At 68.7% G+C, this 19,747-nt stretch carries 15 protein-coding genes and 1 pseudogene; 5 read left to right on the top strand and 11 right to left on the bottom strand.

Annotated features, from left to right (window positions below):
* Positions 1-44: 44 nt before the first annotated feature.
* The 9 genes from ACGFZK_RS03725 to ACGFZK_RS03685 all read right to left on the bottom strand — a co-directional run bounded on the left by ACGFZK_RS03725 (position 45) and on the right by ACGFZK_RS03685 (position 10,458).
* Positions 45-611: a carbon-nitrogen hydrolase family protein gene (locus ACGFZK_RS03725; RefSeq protein WP_393847184.1), complete on the bottom strand. Its 567-nt coding sequence runs from the start codon at positions 609-611 to the stop codon at positions 45-47.
* 103 nt (positions 612-714) lie between these two features.
* A complete protein-coding gene (locus ACGFZK_RS03720; protein WP_393847183.1) occupies positions 715-924 on the bottom strand; it encodes a hypothetical protein in 210 nt (69 codons plus the stop codon).
* A 141-nt stretch (positions 925-1,065) separates the two neighbouring features.
* A complete protein-coding gene (locus tag ACGFZK_RS03715) occupies positions 1,066-1,467 on the bottom strand; it encodes a hypothetical protein (protein ID WP_393847182.1) in 402 nt (133 codons plus the stop codon).
* The gene (locus ACGFZK_RS03710) at positions 1,464-3,551 is read right to left on the bottom strand and encodes a hypothetical protein (protein WP_393847181.1); all 2,088 of its coding nucleotides are present in this window, start codon (positions 3,549-3,551) and stop codon (positions 1,464-1,466) included. The genes ACGFZK_RS03715 and ACGFZK_RS03710 overlap by 4 nt, the downstream gene beginning before the upstream one ends.
* Positions 3,548-5,461 carry a hypothetical protein gene (locus ACGFZK_RS03705; protein ID WP_393847180.1) on the bottom strand — a complete coding sequence of 638 codons (1,914 nt, stop codon included), beginning with the start codon at positions 5,459-5,461 and terminating at the stop codon, positions 3,548-3,550. The genes ACGFZK_RS03710 and ACGFZK_RS03705 overlap by 4 nt, the downstream gene beginning before the upstream one ends.
* On the bottom strand, positions 5,458-5,703 hold the full coding sequence (locus ACGFZK_RS03700; RefSeq protein WP_393847179.1) for a hypothetical protein: 246 nt from the start codon (positions 5,701-5,703) through the stop codon (positions 5,458-5,460). The genes ACGFZK_RS03705 and ACGFZK_RS03700 overlap by 4 nt, the downstream gene beginning before the upstream one ends.
* Before the next feature lie 84 nt (positions 5,704-5,787).
* On the bottom strand, positions 5,788-6,978 hold the full coding sequence (locus tag ACGFZK_RS03695) for an integrase (protein ID WP_393847178.1): 1,191 nt from the start codon (positions 6,976-6,978) through the stop codon (positions 5,788-5,790).
* 478 nt (positions 6,979-7,456) lie between these two features.
* Positions 7,457-8,362 carry an NUDIX domain-containing protein gene (locus ACGFZK_RS03690; RefSeq protein WP_393847177.1) on the bottom strand — a complete coding sequence of 302 codons (906 nt, stop codon included), beginning with the start codon at positions 8,360-8,362 and terminating at the stop codon, positions 7,457-7,459.
* An 86-nt stretch (positions 8,363-8,448) separates the two neighbouring features.
* The gene (locus tag ACGFZK_RS03685) at positions 8,449-10,458 is read right to left on the bottom strand and encodes an ATP-binding cassette domain-containing protein (RefSeq protein WP_393847176.1); all 2,010 of its coding nucleotides are present in this window, start codon (positions 10,456-10,458) and stop codon (positions 8,449-8,451) included.
* Between the two features lie 1,348 nt (positions 10,459-11,806).
* Between ACGFZK_RS03685 and ACGFZK_RS03680 the strand changes: the two are divergent.
* The 3 genes and pseudogenes from ACGFZK_RS03680 to ACGFZK_RS03670 form a co-directional block, all read left to right on the top strand.
* Positions 11,807-12,326: pseudogene (locus tag ACGFZK_RS03680) on the top strand (GNAT family N-acetyltransferase); the annotation flags it as partial.
* A 267-nt stretch (positions 12,327-12,593) separates the two neighbouring features.
* Complete coding sequence (locus tag ACGFZK_RS03675; RefSeq protein ID WP_393847175.1) at positions 12,594-13,655, top strand: hypothetical protein; 1,062 nt, start codon at positions 12,594-12,596, stop codon at positions 13,653-13,655.
* Between the two features lie 359 nt (positions 13,656-14,014).
* The gene (locus ACGFZK_RS03670) at positions 14,015-15,523 is read left to right on the top strand and encodes a DUF4246 domain-containing protein (RefSeq protein ID WP_393847174.1); all 1,509 of its coding nucleotides are present in this window, start codon (positions 14,015-14,017) and stop codon (positions 15,521-15,523) included.
* Here the strand turns inward: ACGFZK_RS03670 and ACGFZK_RS03665 are convergent.
* A complete protein-coding gene (locus tag ACGFZK_RS03665) occupies positions 15,468-15,932 on the bottom strand; it encodes a serine hydrolase (protein WP_393847173.1) in 465 nt (154 codons plus the stop codon). The two genes, ACGFZK_RS03670 and ACGFZK_RS03665, sit on opposite strands and share 56 nt — an antisense overlap.
* A 145-nt stretch (positions 15,933-16,077) precedes the next feature.
* Complete coding sequence (locus ACGFZK_RS03660; protein ID WP_393847172.1) at positions 16,078-16,368, bottom strand: hypothetical protein; 291 nt, start codon at positions 16,366-16,368, stop codon at positions 16,078-16,080.
* A gap of 100 nt (positions 16,369-16,468) precedes the next feature.
* Here ACGFZK_RS03660 and ACGFZK_RS03655 point away from each other — a divergent pair, with 100 nt between their 5' ends.
* Positions 16,469-18,022 (top strand): alpha/beta fold hydrolase, encoded by a 1,554-nt coding sequence (locus ACGFZK_RS03655; RefSeq protein WP_393847171.1) that lies wholly within the window; start codon positions 16,469-16,471, stop codon positions 18,020-18,022.
* A gap of 12 nt (positions 18,023-18,034) precedes the next feature.
* Positions 18,035-19,639 carry an alpha/beta fold hydrolase gene (locus ACGFZK_RS03650; RefSeq protein WP_393847170.1) on the top strand — a complete coding sequence of 535 codons (1,605 nt, stop codon included), beginning with the start codon at positions 18,035-18,037 and terminating at the stop codon, positions 19,637-19,639.
* Positions 19,640-19,747 lie beyond the last annotated feature (108 nt).

Here is a 19,747-nt window from a genome sequence, read left to right as displayed (position 1 = left end):
GCTGCATCGATTCACCTCGAATCCTCACGCAACGCGGATCTGCCCTAGAGAAGGACACAGTCGACGTCCAGGCGTTCGTACTCGGCGAACACCTCCGGGAAGTTGGCTTCGATGCACAGCGCGAAGCCGAGCCGAATGCCGTCCACCTCGATGACGAGCGGCTGGTGTCCTGGGGAATACAGGTAGGACACCTCGGTGTGTGACAGGAACCTCTTGTCGTACCGTGCGACCAGCTGGCCGTGGTCGGAGACGACGTAGAGGCTGTTGTGCGGTCGGTTCGGCGGTGTGAGCGGGTGGATCGATCCGAACACCGTCCACAGGCCGAGCTTTCCCGCCAGCGCGGTGATCGACTCCGCTTCCTCGCGCATCACATCCCACGCGGCACGGCTCCAATCAGCAGGCACCAGCTCGCCGGCCGGGCCCGCCGCCATTACGTGCTTGCTCGGGTAGGTGATCGCCCCCTCGGGGAACTGCACCAACCGCGCACCAGCCTCGGCGGCCTCGACCGTCAGGGCCCGGATCTCTTGCCCGGCTGCCCGCAGTGCGCCTCGATCAGTGGGATCTTCCGGCACCGTGCTCTGCGCGACCGCCAGCCGCAATGTCCTGGCCACACTGAGGGGTTCGTCGGGGGCAGAAGTCGTAGTCATCGCTCTCCGATGGGTAGGTGCTTGCTCGTGGGCGCGGTGAAAGGGCGGTCGGCACGCGGCCGAGGTGTCAGTGGGTCAGCTGGACTGGGTCGCCCTTTGCGGGGCCGGGGGTGAGGCGGGTGAAGTGCTCGGTCTGGATGATCCGGTTCCGGTCGGCTTCGGGAAGGCGGGCGAGGATGCCGGGCAGGGGTCGCTCGCGTGCGACTTCGCCGCGGTGCGCGAGGATCGCCGCCCATTTCATGTCGGCCCACGGTGTGACGTCGACGCTGGTGGTCACGTACGAGTCAGGTACCGCGAGGATGGTCTTGCCGACGGCCTCCAGAAGCGGCCCGAGTGGGTTGTGAACTGACCGTTGACCGTCTTGATGCTCTGGCACCGATGGAGCTGGTGCCTAGCACAGAGCCGTGCTCTTCACCGTTCAACGAGGGCTCGTCCTGCTGCTGATGTTCGTCACCTTCGAGGCGGATTCAAGGGCTGTCTGAAGTCGTTGGGTGCGGAGGGCAAGGTGCTGGATCTGAGCTGCGGCGAGGGCAAGCTGAGTGACCAGGTCTCGGTTCTGTCGCCGGAGCTTCGCATTGCGGGCGATGAGCTTGTCGTGCTCAGTTGGCCCGCGGCGAGGAGTGGCGGGTGCGGCCCGCTGTTCGGAGATCTCTTGTGCGATCTCGGGGTAGCGGCGACGGAAGGTTGTGTTGGTCGGGTTGAGGCGTCGGGCCAGCGTGAGGACGCTGGGTCTGGCGTTGGTTGCCCGGCAGGCGTCCAGCATCTCCTGGAGGTGCTTGCGGACCAACGCTTCGGGCAGATCGGGGACTGGGCGGGTCATGTCGGGAGGATCTCCTGCCCGTTGGCCACCAGGAAGGCCACAACCTCAGCCCGCCGGTTTTGATGGAGTTGCTTCAGGCGGGGCGCCAGTGTCGGCCGTGAGTCGAGCCGCTTGTCGATGCGGGCGATCTCGCGTTGCCAGGCGGCGACATTTTCCGGCGTGAGCGTGACATTGCGGCAGGCCAGAGGCAGGCAGCCGCCGTGGGCAGGCAGACCCTCGCTGTTCCCGCGGCGCGCTTTCTCGCAGAGGGCCTTGGCTGGGTCGTTCACACAGGTGATGTACTCGCCGGGGTAGATCGCCGGATCGTTGCGCTTCGTGATCCTTCTCAGGCGGTGCTTGTCCAGGGCGAGCTGGCCCTGGAACTGAACTCGATCTCCGAAGTCCGTCAGGCGCCGGGTGGCCTCTTCGGCTGATGGGCCGACGAGGTCGAGGTGCTGGTGGGCTTCGATCATTTCCATGTAGACCTCGCCGCGGGCGATGGCCTGCTCGCTTTCGACCTCGGCTCGGAAGCCGGAGTCGCTGGTGCCGGCGTAACCCTCGAACATCCGGATCGACCGGTGCCGGTATTGCAGGGCGCCGGCGATGACTCCGCCTGGGTGCCGCGCGATGAACCAGGCCAGGGTCCGTCGGAAGTAGCTGGTCTTGAGCTTGAAGGGCCGGCCAGCACTGTCCAAGATGAGGTCGCTGCGGCCCCGGTCTGCGCAGAGCTGGTTCACGAACACCACGAGCTCGTTGAGGTGTGTGTTGGTCGCTCTATTGCCCACCACCTCGTTCGATGACTTCTTGGTGCCGTTGCCGTGAAGGAGCCCCGCGAAGAGGTAGTCGCAGGTCGTGGGCTGGAGCTTCTCGAGCATCTCAACTGCGCGGACGACAGTTGCGCAGACCGTCCATGTCGCCGGGACGCCCTCCACCTCGTCCTCCCCCTTGAACGCGAGGCTGCTGAGTTTCCAGCGGTAGGGACGGCCGTCTTCGTCGTACTTGATCTCGATGCAGTCCCGCTTGATGTGCTTGACCTCGCTTTCTCGCATGCCACTGAGAAAGGCGATCACCACGTAGCAGGAAGCCTGGAGAATGCGGCCGAGCCGGGCCAGGCCGTTCGCTGTCTCGTGACTGGTAGCGATCGAGTCAACCCACGGTGCTCCGTCCAGACGCCCTTGGATGGTTCCGTTGAGGAATGCGCTGTCGACCACGCCGACGACAGCGGCCGCGGTCGTGAGGGCATCGAGGTGAGGACGGATGCTTCCCTGCCGGCAGCCAAGGAGACGGCCGAATTGGCTGAGGCTCGGCTGTCCGCGCCAGCCGGGCAGCGGACGTCCGGCGTCGACGTGTTCGTCAAGGATCGCCTGCAGACGTGGTCCGACATCGGCTCGGTCCCGGTTTGGGCCAACGCGGATGTCGCGAGTTGCCCGCCATTCCCGATCCGCTTCCAGGATGTCGGGGGCGAAGTCGTCGATGAAACGCAGTGCCCAGACCAACAAGGGCCCCATGACTTCCTCGGGCAGCCGATCAGTCTTGTTCTCGCCCCGCGCGGTATGAGTCGACTCCCTCCATCCGTCGAGGTGGAGCGGGTCGAACCGCAGCGCATGTTCCCCCATCTGCAAGCGCCAACGCCAGAGCACCCGCACTCCGCCTCGAGAGGACTCTCGCTGAGAGCGATTGTTCGGGAAACGGGCCAGGAGGTGTTTGCCGTAGTCCTCGAGATCGCCTGACGACAGCAGGGACAGTTCGTTCTGCTCCGGTGGCCACCGTTTGTCGAGCCACATCACGAACCGTCGAATCTCAGTGAACATGCCTCGGATGGTGGCGACGGTTGGGAGTACTTCGCCGTCCGGAGGCTCCAGAGAGAGCAAGGTGTAGAACAGCTGCTTGGCCGCCGGCCGAAACCGCTGAGGCAGGGACAAGAAGTTGATGATCAACGCGTACTCGTGGATCTTGAGGCGCGCGGGCGTCAGATGCCAGACGTCGTGGCTGTAGCGGGAGGTGTCCTCCAGCCGGGTTCCCGGCCGCAGCGGGCGGCCGTGGAGAACGTATGGGTCTTCGAGCGTGACGGCGGTGGGGTTGGAGGCGAAGATCGCAATGCTCACGGCTGTTCCCAGGGTGGTTCGACCAGGTCGAGAAGGGCGTCGGGCAAGGACTGCTCTCGTGCTTTGCTGACCTCGGCCGGGGAGAACTTGGCGAGGATGTCTCGCCGGACTGCGACCCATGCAGGGCCGTAGCGTCTCCACCAGTCGTCCTCGCACACGCGTTGGCGTAGGACGACCAGGGCTTCCAGCAGGGCCAGGAGCCGGGGGAGATGATCTCGGGTGACTAGGCAGTTTCCGCAGTGGAAGCAGGCGAGGAACGAATCGTCGCAGGGTGCTCCAGTCTCCGGGTTGTGATCGTGGTCCTCGCAGGCCGTCCAGGCGGTGTCCAGGTGCCCGTTGGAGAGATCGCGGGCGGTCTGCAGGGCGAGTCCTGCTTCCTCGAGCTGCTGGGCGGAGGAGTCGTCGGTGATCACCTTGGGGCCGCCGCCGCGGCGTCCGGTCACCGCCGCGTGAGCGTCCATGGCAGCTTGCTCCGCATCCCTGAGAGCCTCGGTGATCACTTCCTCCGCCCACTCGCGGGTGGATTCATCGGGCTTGAGGTAGTTGGTGAACAAGACCTGGGCGGTGTTGCTCTTCGCGGAGGAGGGCAGGTGACCACCCAGCTGACGAGTCCGACGGGCATCCACACTCGTTTTGATCTTGTTGAACGTCACTGTGAGCGGGACCGGAGGTTCTTTCGCCGGGCCATCTTCCGGCGCCTTCGCTTTCGGGGAAGGCCGCGGATCAGCGAGTACCGGTTTGGTCCTCGTGGCTGCCCAAGTAGACATTTCGATCCCAGAACCGAGTGCGAGGTCCATCTCAAACGGAGCGAAATGCTCCGCCCGGCCGCGTCTTGCGACGGCCCAGTTGTTGCGCCAGAAACAGATGGCCGAGGAGGAGCCGCAGATCTCCCGGCTGCGGCTCGTCAGCTCGAGCAGGAGGAGGTAGAGGCCGCCAGGGGTATGCAGCTCACGCGATTTGGGACCGATTTCCCAGGTCACCGTCTCGAACCACCGCTGGACTCCATGGCGCCGTTTCACCAGCACGACCTCGACCGCCCGGTCCTCCAGCAGTCGGTGCCTGACCGGAAGCTCCTTGAGGCTTTCCCCGTTGCGTTCAGTGACCACGGCGAGAAGAGCCATCACGGGTGCCAGGTCCGCCCATGTCATGAACAGATGTCCCGCTAGATCGGCTCTCCGCCGAAGCCAGTTTCGGTCGCCCTCCAGCAGAGGGATCACGCCGGTCTCCGCGATCCGGACGAGAGTCGCCCCTAACTCCCGCTGCTGAGCATCCAAGCCTCCCGGGTCGTCCCGCGCCTGGCGAAGGAGCTGTTCGCCGGCGCGGATGCGCCGGGCGATCCGGGACACGTCTGCTCGGGCCGCAGCCGTCAGCCGCTCCAACTCACCATGCGAGTAGCCTCCGACTCCCGCCTGCTTGGGCCTGTTCAGCCTGCGCTTGAAAGCATCCCAGGCGTCAGCGGGAAGGCGGCGGGAAATCCGCTGGTTCTCGAACTGCTTGCACATCTCGCGCATCTGGATATGCCGCGTACTTTCGGCAAAGCCGGGGCGAGTGTAGAGGGCATCCACGTGTTCGCGAGTCAGTTCGTCTACGGCTTCCGGCGGCCGCTCCAGCGAGGCCAGGAATTGGATCCAGGCTTTGGCCGAGGACCAACTGGTCCGGCTTCCCGACAGAGTTCGGATCCCGCCGCTGTGCCCGACCCTCAATGCCAGGGCCTCGGCCAGAACCGGATGCCAGCCTGGCATCGCCAACGGTCCGAAGTCGTAACTCGCCCGGCGGTCGTCATCACCATGGAACTCGACGACCAGACTGCCCGCGTTCCCTTCCCGGACCGGCGGCGGAGCTTCGTAACCACCGGGCGGAAGGGCGGACGGGCGTCCTGGACCAGTGCTGCCACGGCCGCGGCTTGTCATGCCGATGCCTTCATGGGCAGATCCTGCGGCGGCGTCTCGTGCCCGAGATCCATCAGCGGCGTGTCCCGGGGGTCCTCCCAGGCGTCAGGGACCAGGGCCATGCGTGTCTCCATCTCCAGTTCCTGCAGGGCATGCAGATAGATCAGGGTCGAAAGCTGCGAAGCGTGGCCGAGCCTGCGACGGATCCAGTCCATGGGATCGCCGAAGATCCGCTGGTAGTGGAGGCGCTGGGCCTGATTCATGTCGGCGAGCTGGGCGATGTGGCCACGCTGGAGTTGCTCGAGTGTGATGACTGCGAACGTGTGACGCAGGAGGTGGGCATGAGCTCATAGAGCCAGGCCGGCCTCCTCGCACCGGCGGTTGGCGTCGGTGAACACGTCCTTCCATGTCGACAAGGACAACGGCAGCCCGCTCTCGCCGAGCCAGAACATCGCGGGCTCAAGGCCGTCCTCGGTATCCACCAGCAGTCGGCGTCGCTCACGCGGGTCGAGGAGCCTGACGTTGACCTTCTCGCCGCGGTTGACGCCGCTCGTGTACCGAGCCATGTGCGGAGTTCTCGGATCATCGATCACGAGAGGGCGCCGGATCTTCCCGTAGCGGCCTGCGTCACGGGCCTCCTCGACGACCCACCGTCGGTCCGCGGCCTCGTAGGCGGTCAGATCGCGTCGGACCGACGCAGGCTCATAGACCCAGCGTCCCGAGTTCCGCTTGGCGATCGCCCCAGGCAGCCAGAACTTGCTGTAACCCGCCGGGCCGGGCCCCGTCGGGACTTCCAAGGTGATGCGACTGGCCTGCTCCTCCAGCCTCATCCCCGTGCGGACCAACGAGTCAGTGAAGGCGCCATTGCGCGGTGCCCACCGTCCGCGGAAGTTGTCCCGGGGCAGGCCCTCACGGTCGTAGCCGAGGACGCCGATGTCCCGCCACCGGCGGTACGCCGGCGCAGGCAGCCACTCGAAGGCTTCCTTGCCACCTTGGTCGTGGGAGTACGTCGCCGGCACCGTGTCCACGACGTCGTCCGGCGCCGGGCGCCGTCGGCCCTTCTTCTCCTCGTCCCTCGCATCGCGTCGGGGGCGCTGTGGGATCGGGACTGACGGGACCCAGGATTCGGACTTGGCGAAAACGTAGAACTGCTGAATGTGAGAGATCTCCTGGCTCCACGTGTCGCCATCCACGCGTGGCCCCCTCGGATCACGGCGGCGCCAGTGATGGTAGGCCGCGTGATCTTCCTCGGTAGCGTCCCGCCAATCCTTCCCGCCCCGGCTCTTGTGGGAGAAGTTCAGGTTCCGGCAGAGGGCCGACGCCCGGTTGAGCTGACTGTTCAGCGGTCCTGCCATCAGGTTCACCCGATGGAAGTACGAGTTCAGGTCCGTGTCGTAGACGAAGCACGGTGACAGGAGGTAGGGAGTCCCATCAGGAATACCCAGGTCATCGAGCCAAAGCTCCCACTCATCCGACGAAACCTGCAGGTGCCAGGGCCGCAGCTCAGCCTGCGGCAGGTCCCGCGAGCTGTAGTGCACTGACCAGGCGTCTCGTCTCAACACCCGCGGACCGTACATCCAACCGGTCAGTGACCGAACGTGCACAAGTGGGCGAAGACGCCGAGCAGACTGGGCAGCGGCACGGTGGGCTCCTGGCTGGTCGGGTCGACGGCGGGCACGTCGGTGCTCGCCGGCTGGGCTGAGGGATCAGGCTGCGGGTGCGGGTACGGGCGTCCCGGTGAGGTGGTAGGCGCGGCGGGCGAGGTGCGGCACGAGCTCGGAGTGTCTGCCGCGGCCCGCGGCCCGCGACCTGCAGGAGCTGCGCCAGTTCACCGAGCCGGCCCTCGGGGGTGTCGAGGACGTGGGTGAACTCGGCGCGGATACGGGCGGCGGTGGCCGGCTGCGCGAGGGCGCCACCTCGGACTCCGTGCTCATCGTGGCATCCCGGATGGGATCAGGCGGTCTTCGCGCCGCTGCGGGCCTGGGGACAGCCTGGGGCCTGGGGTGGTGGGCGTGGTCACCACCCCATTTCCGTGTAGAGGCGGCCTGCCCGCATGCCGTCGATCGCGGCGCGGGCGTACGGGACGATCGGGTCGGGGAGGGCGTCGGCGGACCACCAGCCCCAGGACACGCAGCAGTCCGGCTCGCGCACTTGTGGCGTGCCGATCCACTGTCGGGCGCGGAACACGAGCTGCATGCGGGGCTGCCCGCCGGGATGGTCCATGACGTGCACGACGTGCGCGAGCTCCACGTCCGCCGGGTCGACGGTGATGCCCGCCTCCTCCTGCGCCTCGCGGACCAGGCAGGCGACGGCGGACTCCTGCTCGCAGTGCCCGGCGAGGAAGTGGTGGGTCATGGCCGCGTACGAGGAGTCGGGGTGCCGGAGACCGAGCAGTACCTTGCCGTCCTGCTCCAGATGGAGGTGGACGCCCACGACGTTGAGGCGCGCCTGCCCTCCGGCGCAGGCCTGTACCGGTACCGGGGCGAGGGCGAGGGCGAGGGCGAGGGCGGGGGCCTGTGCCCGGTGGAGGTCGATGACCTCCTTCGTCCACGGGCACATCGTCAGATACGGGATGGTGCCGGCATCGAAGTGGCGGAACATGATGCCTTCGGTGCACGGCAGGTGGTCGGCGTCGCCGTCCCAGGTTCCGAGGTAGACGCGGATCCGGCCCTTGACCCCGTCGGGGCCCCGGCTGTCGACAACCGTGAACTCCTCCAGCGGGACCACCAGGCCGGTTTCTTCGAGCAGTTCGCGCTCCACCGCTTCCCGGGAGGACTCCGCTCCTTCACGGTTGCCGCCCGGAATGCTCCACGTCCCCGGGTCGCAGATCCTCTTGTTGGCGTCCCGCAGGTGCAGCAGATAGCGGCCTCGGGAGTCAACGAGCAGCGCGGCCGTTCCGCGGGGGTCGTCCGACACGGTCATCACAAGCTCCTTGAGGTGGGGGTGCGAAGGATGCGCCGGTAGAGCGGCGAGCGGCCGGTGGCAGACGAGAGATGACGGGCCCGTGCTCACGACCGGTCCCTTGCGGTCAGTGCGTCGTGGTCGCCGGCGGGCTGCGCCGGCACAGAGGCGTCGAAGGCGGCGGCCTGGACGAGGTAGGCACAACGGAATTCCCCGGTGCCGGTCTTCTCGTTCATCAGCTCGGCGAAGCTCCCCGACTCCACGACCCGGCCGTCCTTGAGGACGTGGATGAGGTTGGCGTGGCGCACGGAGTGCAGGCGGTGGGTGATGAGCACGATGGTCTGCCCCGTTGTCGCGGCGAGCGCCCGGATCTGGTCGAAGACCCGCTGCTCGGCGACCGCGTCGAGGGCGCTGGTGGGCTCGTCCACGATGAGGATGTCCGCTTGCCGGTACTTGGCGCGGGCGATCCCGATGCGCTGCCACTGGCCACCGGAAATCTGGTGGCCGCCGCGGTAGCCGCGCGCCAGGAGGGTGCCGAGCCCGCGCGGCAGCCCCACGAGTACCTCGTCGGCTCCGGAGAAGGCGGAGGCCTTCTCCACCGCAGGGTCGTCGATGGCCTGGCCGGGCTGGCCGATGCCGACGTTCACGCGGAAGGTGAACGGCCAGTGGTAGAAGTCCTGCGACATCAGGGCGACGCGGCCGAAGACCTGGTCGCGGTCCGCGGTGGCGGCGTCGACGTCGTCCCACCAGATCGTCCCGCTTCCCTCGTCGGGCAGGTACAGGCCGGCGAGCAGTTTGACCAGGGTGGACTTGCCGGAGCCGTTCTCGCCCACCAGCGCGGTGATCTTTCCCGTCGGGAACGCCAGACTGACGTCGCGCAGTGTAGGTTCCGGCTTCGCGGCGTCGCTGCTGGGATAGGTGAAGGTGACCTTTTCGAATCGGACCTCCCGCAGCCGCTCGGGCAGCGGCTGCCCGCCCACGGGGATGGCCCGCGTCCTCGCCTCCCGGCACAGCCGCTCGAAGTCGGCAACGAACAGCGACTCCTGGTGCAACTCGGTGATCTGCAAAACCAGTGTGTCCAGGCTGGCGGCGCCGGTCCGGATGGCCAGGACGGCCGTGCCCGCGACGGCGAGTTCCATCGCCCCGCCCCACAGCAGCAGACCCAGCGCGCCGTAGGCGAGGAGGGTGGCGATTCCGCCGGCGCCGTCGGCGACGAGGCCGATGCGCGCGGCCCGGCGGGCCAGCCGGGTCTGCTCGCGTTCGCCGGTCTCGGCCATGGTCCGGAAGTGGCCCAGCAGGAACGGGCCGACGCCGTGGACGCGGACCTCTGCCGCCGCCTCCTTCTGGGCCAGCAGCTGACCGAGCAGATGCCCGGCCCGGGCGTGCTGGACGAAGGTGTGGAAGGAGACGTACCGCTGCTTGGCGATCGTCAGCGAACTCCAGGCGCTGGGCATGGTCATCAGGACCAGCAGCGGCAGCAGCACGGGGTGCAGAACGATCAGCACACCGGCCGCGGCGATGAGCGACACCGCGGAGTTCAGGGTGTTGGTGCAGTAGCGGATCATGCGCCGTGCGGAGTCCGCCCCGTACCGGGCGGCGTCCAGGAGCCGGTGGAACTCATCGTCCTCGATCGCGGAGAGCTCCACCCGGTGCACCAGCCCCAGGTACTGCTCGGTCGCCACCCGCTGCACCTTCGGCTCCAGCGCCCCCGTTGCGGCCGTCGACGCAGACCGTAGCAGGGACCCGAGTAACGCCGTGATGGCCACGACCACGAGTGCGGGCACCGCCCGGGTGAGCCGCTCGTTGGTGCTGCCGGTGCCGAGGATGTGGGCGAGGATGCTGTTGACCGCGACCAGCCCCACAGCCTGGGCGATGCCCCGGCCGGCCTCGGAGGCCAGGACGATGCGCAGGGCTCGGGCGTCGGCCAGGTGCGCGAGCCGCAGGCCGGTCCCGGCCAGGCGCGGCAGTTGCTTCGCCATGGTCCACAGCCCGAGCTTCAGCCAGGCACCCTCGTGCCGCTCCCAGCCGATGTCGTAGGCGAGCTCGCCGCCGAAGAGGAGCCGCTCGGACTCCGACACCTCCGCGGCGCCGGATCCGGTCTTCTCGTCCTTGCTCATGCGGCCCTCCCGGCAGCCGGTCGTGACGCACGGGAGCGGGTGACGGGCGCGTCAACCTGGCGCCCGTGCGCCGGGCGAGGGCAGAGGGCGGCCTTGGGATGTTCGATTGAGGCAGGCGTTGCGAGGTGGGGCGGCGGCGGGTTCACGGGGTCCTCCGGATGGGCGCATGGCTGGTACTGGTGCTCTAGGAACGGCTCCCGATCGGGTGCGTCACGGTCGAATCGGGGGCGAATGGTGAACGAATGTTCTGGTCGGTCCTGGTGGGCTTGGCGTGCCTGTGGTGGTGGCGCTGAAACTCGCTCGAACAGGGTCGTGTCGCCCGGCCGGGGGATTGTCGGCTCTGGTTCGGCAGCCGGGTTCCGGTGCTGCGGGTTCGGCGGGTGGCTTGTGGTGAGGGGTGTGGGGGAGGCTTCCGGGACACTTTCGGCGCGGTAAGGGCTGGTGGGGTGCGGCGGTTGCATGCGGATGTGGCGGTGGCGGGTAACGGGGTGCCCGGGTTGTCGGTCGCGGTGGAGCTTGCACGTCGTTCCCCGGAGCTTCGGGTGGTGGTGGTCGGGCCGGTTTCCAGGCCTGGTGCGGCGACGGTCGCGGCCGGCGCGATGCTCAACTGCTTCGGGAGGTCACCGATACGACGTCCCACCATCCGGCGTCCGTAGCGAAGTTCGCGCTCGCCCGAGCGGCTTTGGACGCCTGGCCCGACTGGCTCGAAGGCTTGCGTGACGCAGGCGGGCATGCGCCGTCTTTGGTGTCGCCGGGCACGTTTGTCGTCCTGGGCGCCCAGGCCACCCCCACACCCTCCAGCGACTCGACCGTCCGATCGCGCTCCAGCCCGAGATCCTCGCCGCCGTCCGTGAGGCCTCACCGACCCGCATCCACCACCTGAACACCTACCTCCGTACCGCGTCCACGGGCCGGCCGTCCTCGTCCGCCACCGATCGCGGACGCCGTGGCTAGCGCGTTCTGCCTGGTGAAGGACGGCGACTCGGTCATCGAGGTCCTCGTGAAGCATTGCCGAGGACTAAGCCCTGCACCCCTGCGAGGGGCCGATGGGCCCTGCCCCCGTCGCTGGGAAAGCCGCGGTCCGCCGCGCCCGCCCTCGGTCTGCCCGCGAGGGCGGGCGCGGCGAGGGGTTGCGCGCCAACCGCAGGGGTAACGTGGGCGAGGTCGGGTCAGCGGAGGGCGCCGAAGCCCAAAGCGCCCAGCCGGCTGCCCCGCCACGGGGCAGCCCCCCTGTACGCCCTGCCCGGCACCCCCCCCGCCGGGCCGGGCCCGGGCCCCGACCAGCCGCTCCCCCCCTGGCTGGTCGGGGCCCCCTTGTGTCGCGTCCCCAGCGCCGCATCCCGGGCTTGTTCCCAGGGCCGACGGGGTCGGCGCGTACATCGACCGGCAGCCGGCCCGGGCAGCGGCCGGCCGGCTCGCTCCCTACGCGCAGCTCGACGCGGCCTCGGGGCGGGTGGTGGGGGCGACCGGCTTCTGGGGACCCGCGGTGGTGGGACGAGCGGGAGGGACCGCTGCGCGCGGTCGAGATCGGCTTCGCCTGGCTCGCCGCGTCCGCGCAGCGCACCGGTGGCAACCGTGAGGCGAAACTGCTCCTGTTCCGGCACGCGTTCGAGGTCTGGGGTGGGGCGCGTGTCGATCTGAAGACGGACGCGCGCAACCGGCGCTCGTGGGCGGCGATCGAGGGTCTGGGCGCACGCTTCGAGGGGGTCCTGCGGAGCTGGTCCCCCTCGCGGGCGCCGGGGGAGGAGGGTCTGCTGCGGGACTCGGCGATGTCCTCCGTCACCGCCCGGGGGTGGCCGGCCTGCAGGGCCGGGCTGGAGGAGCGGCCGGCCGTCTTCGCGGACGGGAGCCTGCGGTCCCCCACCTGAGCAGCGGCCGGTGGCGTCGCACTGCCTCCGGCCGCCCGGCCGGTACGAGCTCACTCCCGGCCGGGAACGTGCAGAGCGTGATCAGGTGCTCCGCCGTTCCCGGCTCGGGAGCCGGAAGGAGCGGGCGCACGGGCCATCCTGTCCCTGGCCGTGCCCATCGCCCCGTTCTTCACCCACGGATCCCGTCGGCCCAGCCCCGCTCGCCGGAGCCGTCGCCGTAGCCGCTGCGCGCATGCGGACGCCGGGCCGGGCGCGCAGCATGGAGTCATGGCTGTCCTCCCGCCGACGGGGAGCCGTACGCAGCCGCCTGCGCCCCCTGCGCCGCGGCCATGGACCCGGATCCCCGTCGAACGCTCCCTGCACGGGCGAGGGCGCGGCGTACCCCGGGCCGCCTCCGCGGCCGTCGCAGCCCTCCTGGCGGCGGCCCTGACCGCCGTGCCCGGCGGCCACGCCCATGCCTTCACCGGCGACAACCACGAGGACATCACCCGGGCCGCGCTGCCCTGGGAGCCCGTCACGCTGACCGCGATGGCCGATCCACGTGCCGGGGCGATCAATGCCGATGACAAACGCCCGTACTTCGACATCGGCCCCCTGCACTGTGACAACGCCGACTACCTCGCCCCCCGCTACGCCGCCGACTACCCGCGCACCCGGGACGAGGCCACCACCGAGCTCCTGGCATGCGTCCGCACTGCCGTCACCCGCTTCCGCAACGCCGTCCGGGCCGCCGACGGACTTGTCGACGCCGGCGGGAAGGTGCGCGCCGACCAGAGCGACCTGTCCTCGCCCTGCACGTGGGAGGAGAAACCCGGGCGGGCCAAATGCGCCGTTCTGGAGCAGCTCGGTCGCGGCTGGCATCCGATCGAGGACTTCTACTCGCACTCCAACTGGGCCGACCGGCCCGCCCCCGGCCCGATCGGCCTCGACAACCCGCCCGGACTGGGGCGGACGGACGTCGCGCCCTTCCTCGACATCCGCCGCTACAGCACGATGAAGGACGCCGACTGGACCCGGGAGGCGCGCGCACGCATCCCGGCGGACCTCGCCACCGGCTGCTACACCGACTTCGACTCCACCGGCGTCAAACCGGCCGACTGCGACGGCCGCGTCGCCCACAACCGCGTGCTGAACAAGGACACCGCCGGATCCGCCCGCTCGAAGACGGACGAGAACTTCGGGCACGCCACGGCCGGAGCCAAGGCCGAGATCATCCGTCAGTGGACCGACTTCAAGGCCGAGCTGCTCGCGGCGTACCCCGACCACCGGCGCGGCGCACAGATGGTCTGCGCGCTCATCCACGACGATCCGGCCACCGCCTGCCCCTGACGTCCACCGCGCCCGTCGCGTGGCGGCCGGGCTCAGGACGTGGGCTCGTAGAGGCAGGGATGTGCGACCGCGGGCGGCCGGGACGGGCGAACTCCATGGCATGAGAGCCTCCGGCACGACGGCAACGACGCATGTCAGGCTTCCTGACATGCGTGGCCGGGCGTCTCCGTACGGTCGCTCTCCTCGAATCCCCGTCCCGTGAGGAGCCATGACCGCCCCCGCACCCCGGTGGTGCAGTGCCGGGCCCTCACTGGCTCCCGGGGCTCCCGGGGCCGGCGACGACAGGGAACACGGCTGAGGTGTCAGTCCGCTGAAGTATCCTTCCCGCCACCGCACACCGACTCGGAGGACCAAGAGAATTGACCGGCCTGTCTGCTTTCCCGCTGCCTTTTCATGCTTCCCGTTCCATATCGTTCGCGACGCCCCGAACGCTGCGGGAACTTCAGATGATGCAGTGCAGCTCACACATTCGGGCAAAGCCCGGGTGGTTCGACAAGATGAACGATGCCGACATCGTCGCCAGGTGGACGCAAGAGGCGCTCGCCCAGGGCCTCAGCGAAGCGCAGGTTCGTTACGTGCTCGCCGAACTCCTGCATTACGCCGCGCTGCGGGACGGGCGGACCGGCGTCGAGGTGTCCGCCGTCGACGGGGTGTGGCAGTCGGACACGCTGGTCGACGACAAGCTCAGATCCCGGCTGCGCGAGGCGGTCCGGGTTCTGGAACAGGTCCCCGAAGCAGAACAGGACTGGCATCCCGGATCCGACGGCCAGGTGCTGGATCTGGTTCATCCCTCACTTTTCTGCCTGGTGAGAGAGGTGAGCGGTGCGCCCGAGCGGGCTTGGCGGAACCCGACGGACCGTTACTCAAGGTACGAATTCTCGGAGAGGTTCCAGTGGCTCCCCACGGACGTCGACGTCAGTGACGACGGCGATATCGTCTTCCGTTCGTACGTCAACAACATCCACCCCGAGGCTCATCACGAACTGGCCTCCGTGCTACCGGACTTGTTCGCGTGCATGCTCCCGCTGCTGGAGAACGTGCTCACCGACCTGCGCCATCCGCGGCCCCTGCGGATCGAGGCCGATCCTTACGGGTGGTACGACTCGGAGCCGGAGCATCCGGACAAATCCTCCTACAGTGATGAGGGGGCCTACGCAGAAGCCCTGCGTGCATGGGAAGAGGCCCAGGACGACTGGTGGGAAAACCGCCGTCCGGTCATCCCCGACGCCCCGGCCTTCACCCCGCCCGAGTTGCCCGCCGAATCCGCCCGAGTAGACCTGCGCGGCCGCCGTCTCCAGGTCATCGTCAAGCTTGCCACGATCCATCTCACCCCGGACAAGCCCGAGTACCCCGGCGGTTCCTGGCATGTCGAGGGGATGGTGAACGAGCGGATTGTCTCGACCGGCATTTACTACTGGGATAGCGAGAACATCACCGACAGCGAGCTGAGTTTCCGGGCGGCACTCGACGACCCGCACTACGAACAGAACGACGACAACGGCCTGCGTGATGTCTACGGCCTGGAGGACGAAGACGCACTGAACCAGGTGCTGGGATCGGCATCGACCCCAGCGGGCCGCTGTCTGGCGTTCCCGAACGTCCTGCAACACCGCGTCGGCTCATTCCGCCTCACGGACCCCACCCGCCCGGGATATCGCAAGATTCTCGCGTTCTTCCTGGTTGATCCGTCGGAAAAGATCGTCTCGACATCCGATGTGCCACCGCAACAACCATGGTCCGACACCTCGACCATGACGCTTGAACAGGCCAAGGAACACCGCGAACAACTCATGCAGGAACGCAAGTTCTTCGTCAACGAACACAATGAGCAGCTCTATGAACGAGAATTCTCCCTCTGTGAGCACTGACCTCCTGTTGCTCTGATGGCAGGAGGAACAGGGACATCAGCTTGCCGTCCCGGCTCTCCAAGTCCGCGATCGCTTCCTGCTGGCCGGCCGGATCCGTCACCTTGATGCCCTTGGCCTCCAGCAGATCCTGGTAGTCGCTTATGCCGCTGGTGTGACGCATCATGTCGCCCAGGGTGATGTCCCGGGTCCAGACGGGCGGGTTGTCGAGGTCTGCGGTGCATTGCTTGGAGTTGGATGCCATGTCGAAGACCGTCTTCGGGGTGATGGCGCGCCCGGTCGTCAGATCGGCCTTTCCCCTCCCCGCCTCCCGGACAACGCTTCCCTGAACGCAGACAGCCGCCGCACAGCCCGGGCTGTCAGGAGAGGGCACCAGCCCCTGGAGAACATCTGCTGCGCTTCTCGCGGTCATCGCCGGTCGCGTATGCCTGCGGCCCTGCGACACCAGCCAATACCACCACGAACGAGGTCGCCCAGGGGGTCCTCGAACTTCGGGGGCCCCGGACCGAGCCGGCGGCGCGGGCCCGGGCGACGAGCTTCGGACGTCCGCGGCCGGGTCAGCGCGCTGCGGCGGCGGCCGAGCGTTCAGCGCCGAGCGGGTGGGCCGCCGGCTTGCGCCCCTCCTCGTTCAGGGTGCGCTCGATGTCCTGGCTGCCCCGCTGGGCGATGTCGCGGCGGTGCGGGCGGCCGCGGCCGCTTGGCCGGAGACGGGACAGGACGACGAGGGACAGGTCTGCGGACGGCAGGCACCGCAGGGGCCCGGGAAACAGCGCCTGGTCCCAGAACCACCCGGTGGGCGGCGCCGGGTACGCCCCCGGCCACGGGGCGTGACCGCTCCGCGAGCGCACGAGCGCCCCGCCGGGTAGCGTTGAAGCGCGCGTTCCGCCCAAACCGCTGCGGCCTGGCCCGGCAGGGCTGTCGCCTCTGTCGGCAGAGGAACGAGATCACATGCCAAAGCACAGCATCCACGCGGCTGCCGCCGCGACCGCTCTGGTCTGCCTGGCAGCCTTCGGCTCCGTACCGAGCAGCGCAGCTGCAGCGGGTCCGCCGTCAGCCGGGCAGCCCAGCCCGGCAGGCTCGCCCCGGTTCGTGCCCGGCCCCTGTCCGAAGCCGCCCGAGCCCATCGAAGCGCTGAGTAACGCAAAGTGCGGCTTCATCGAGGTCCCCGAGAACCGCTCCCGCCCGGGCAGCCGGACCATCAAGCTGGCCGTGGCGAGGATCCCGGCCGCCTCGGACAAACCCGCCGCGGACCCCGTGGTGTTCATGGCGGGCGGCCCCGGCGCCGACACGTTCGACGACATTCCGTTCCTCGTCGACTCCGGCCTGAACAAGGACCGCGAACTGATCATCATGGCCCAGCGCGGCAACCTCTACGACCAGCCGAACCTCGCCTGCCCGGAGGTCGACCGGTTCAACGCGCAGGCCGTGGGCCTGGGCTATGACGCACAGCAGGCGGAACGCATCATGCTGAAGGCGGTGACGGACTGCCGGGCCCGCCTCACGGCCGACGGAGTCGACCTGAGCGCCTACAACAGCACCGAGAACGCCGCGGACTTCGCCGATCTGCGCAACGCGCTGGGCATCCCCCAGTGGAACGTCTACGGGTACTCCTACGGCAGCAACCTGGCCCTCACGTACCTGCGCCTGCACCCCGAGGGAATCCGCGCGGTGGCGATCGACTCGATCGCACCGTCCCAGTTCGTGACCCTGCCGTGGACATGGGGCAGCACCGCCGAGGGGATCCACAACATCTTCGAGGCGTGCGCGGCGCAGCCGGCCTGCAAGGAGCGCTACCCGGATCTTCCCCAACTGCTGACGGAGCAGGTCCGCAAGCTGGAGGCGCAGCCCCTGACGCTGAACGTTGCGCCGCCGGACGGCGGGAAGCCGGTCAAGACCGTCCTTGATGGGGGCGCGCTGCTGAATCTGATCGTCGCCTTCACTCCCCGGCCCAAGGACATGCCCGCAGCGCTCGAGGAACTCAGCAAGGGGAACCCGGAGCGCTTCGCACAGGCCCGCGCGGCCGGCTCGGTCCAGAAGGTCGGCGAGTTCGCGCACGGCCTGACGAACTCGATCGCGTGCAGTGAATGGGCGCCGGGGTACTCGGAATCCGACGTGCTGAAGGCGGGGCAGAAGGCCTTCCCCGGGTGGCCGGACACGGTCCTGGCCCAGCCTCCGCAGCTGCCCTTCCAGTACCCGGTGTGCGGGATCTGGAACGTTCCGGACCGCGCGTCCGTCCAACGGGTGCCCACGTTCAGCTCGGTGCCGGCACTCGTCGTCTCCGGCACGTTCGACGTGAAGACCGGGGCGAGTTGGGCGAAGGGCGTGGCCCGCAACCTGTCCAACTCGACCTCCGTGCAGGTCCCCGGAATCGGCCACTGGGTCGTCCCGCAGTCGCCCTGCGCGCAAAGCGTGCTGGCCTCGTTCCTCGCTCGCCCGACCGCGCCCGACACCAGTTGCGTGGACGACCTCAAGCCCCAGCCGTTCACGATCATCCCGAAATAGCCGGGAGTGCAGATGACTCTTCACCCAGCGCCCCGTCGTCCGCGCACCGCACGACGACTCCTGGCAACGTCGGCCGGCCTGGCGACCGGTCTCCTCGTCACCGGCCTGCTCACAGCCCCTGCCCAGGCACAGTCCCGCACCGAGACCAGCCCCGGACCGCCGATCGGCACGGTCGCCCGGACGGTGGGCGACGCCGGCTTCGAACCGGGTCCCTGCCCGAAGACGACGGACCCGATCGAGGAGCTGGAAGGGGCCCGTTGCGGAACGCTCACCGTCCCCGAGAACCGCGCCAAACCAACCGGCAAGACGATCAGACTCGGTGTCGCGATCGTGCCCGCCGTGGCCGACACACCGAAACCCGACCCCATCGTGTGGCTCGCGGGCGGACCCGGGGACGACGCCGTGGGAGAGGCGAAGATGGCCGTCGACGGCGGCCTGAACCGCGACCGTGACCTGATCCTCATGTCCCAACGCGGGACGTACTCGGCCGACCCGGAGCTCCTCTGTCCCAACGTCGACGAGTTCAACGCACGCGTGGTCGGCCTGGTCTACGACGCTCCGTCCACCGAACGTCTGCACGTCGGGGCGACGAAGGCCTGCCGCGACAAGCTGGCGGCCCGCGGGATAGACCTCAGTGCCTACAACGACACCGAGAGCGCCGCCGATTACGCGGACCTGCGCACCGCGCTGGGCGTCGAGCAGTGGAACCTGTACGGCATCTCCTACGGCACCCACCTGGCGCTGGTTTCCATGCGACTGCACCCCGAGGGAATCCGCTCGGTGGGCATCGACGGCATCCTGCCGCCGTCCAGGTCCGGGTCGGCCTCGACCTGGAGCAGCTTCCGGCAGGGCGTCGACGGCCTGTTCCAGGCCTGCGCGGACCAGCCGGCCTGCAACAAGCGCTATCCGAACCTGTCGGCCACCTTCGAGAAGCTCGTCAGCGACCTCGAAGCCAAGCCGGTCACCACCACCGTCACGGTCCCCGGCAGCGAGAAGCCGGTGAAGGTCGTGCTGGACGGCGGGACCCTGGTGAACTGGCTGACCTCCGCCACCCACACGGCGGAGGCCGTACCCCTCTCCATCGACGAGTTGGCGAACGGCAACCCGCAGCGGATCGCCCAGCAGTGGGCGGCCTGGAGGACCAATCCCAAGGGCATCGGCGTGGTTTCGCACGGTCTCGCTTACGGCATCTTCTGCAGTGCGTGGACGCCGTACGAGAGCAAGGACGCGGCGCTCCAGGGCGGACAGCAAGAGTTCCCGTCGTTCCCCCGCTCGGTGCAGGCCCAGGCTCCGCTGCTCACCTTCCTCCATCCGGACTGCGACGCCTGGAACATCCCCGCGGCCGCGCGCTCGATCCGGGACGTCACGACCAGCGACATCCCCACCCTCGCCCTGTCGGGTGCGTTCGATGCCCAGACCGGGGCGGACAACGGGGCGTACGTGGCCCGCACGCTGAGCAAGGCCAAGGTCGTCACGATTCCCTACGAGCCGCACGTGGTGATCGCTACCTCGAAGTGCGCCCAGCACATCGCCGTCTCGTTCTTCGAGAACCCGGACGCGCCGAAGACCGAATGCCTGAAGAGCCTTGAGGCGCCGGAGTTCAAGACCGCGCCCTGAAAGCGCTCGTGCTCCGCCCCCGAGTGACCGTCCTGGAGCCACCGTCCTGGAGCCACCGTCCTGGCCGCCGCTATCGGCGACCTGGACGGACGTCGGGCCGGACGAGTC

This window comes from Streptomyces sp. NPDC048257 (assembly GCF_043201855.1).
GTDB lineage: Bacteria > Actinomycetota > Actinomycetes > Streptomycetales > Streptomycetaceae > Streptomyces.
Note: the sequence above shows the minus strand (reverse complement) of the source record. Positions and strands in the feature narration are given on the sequence as shown.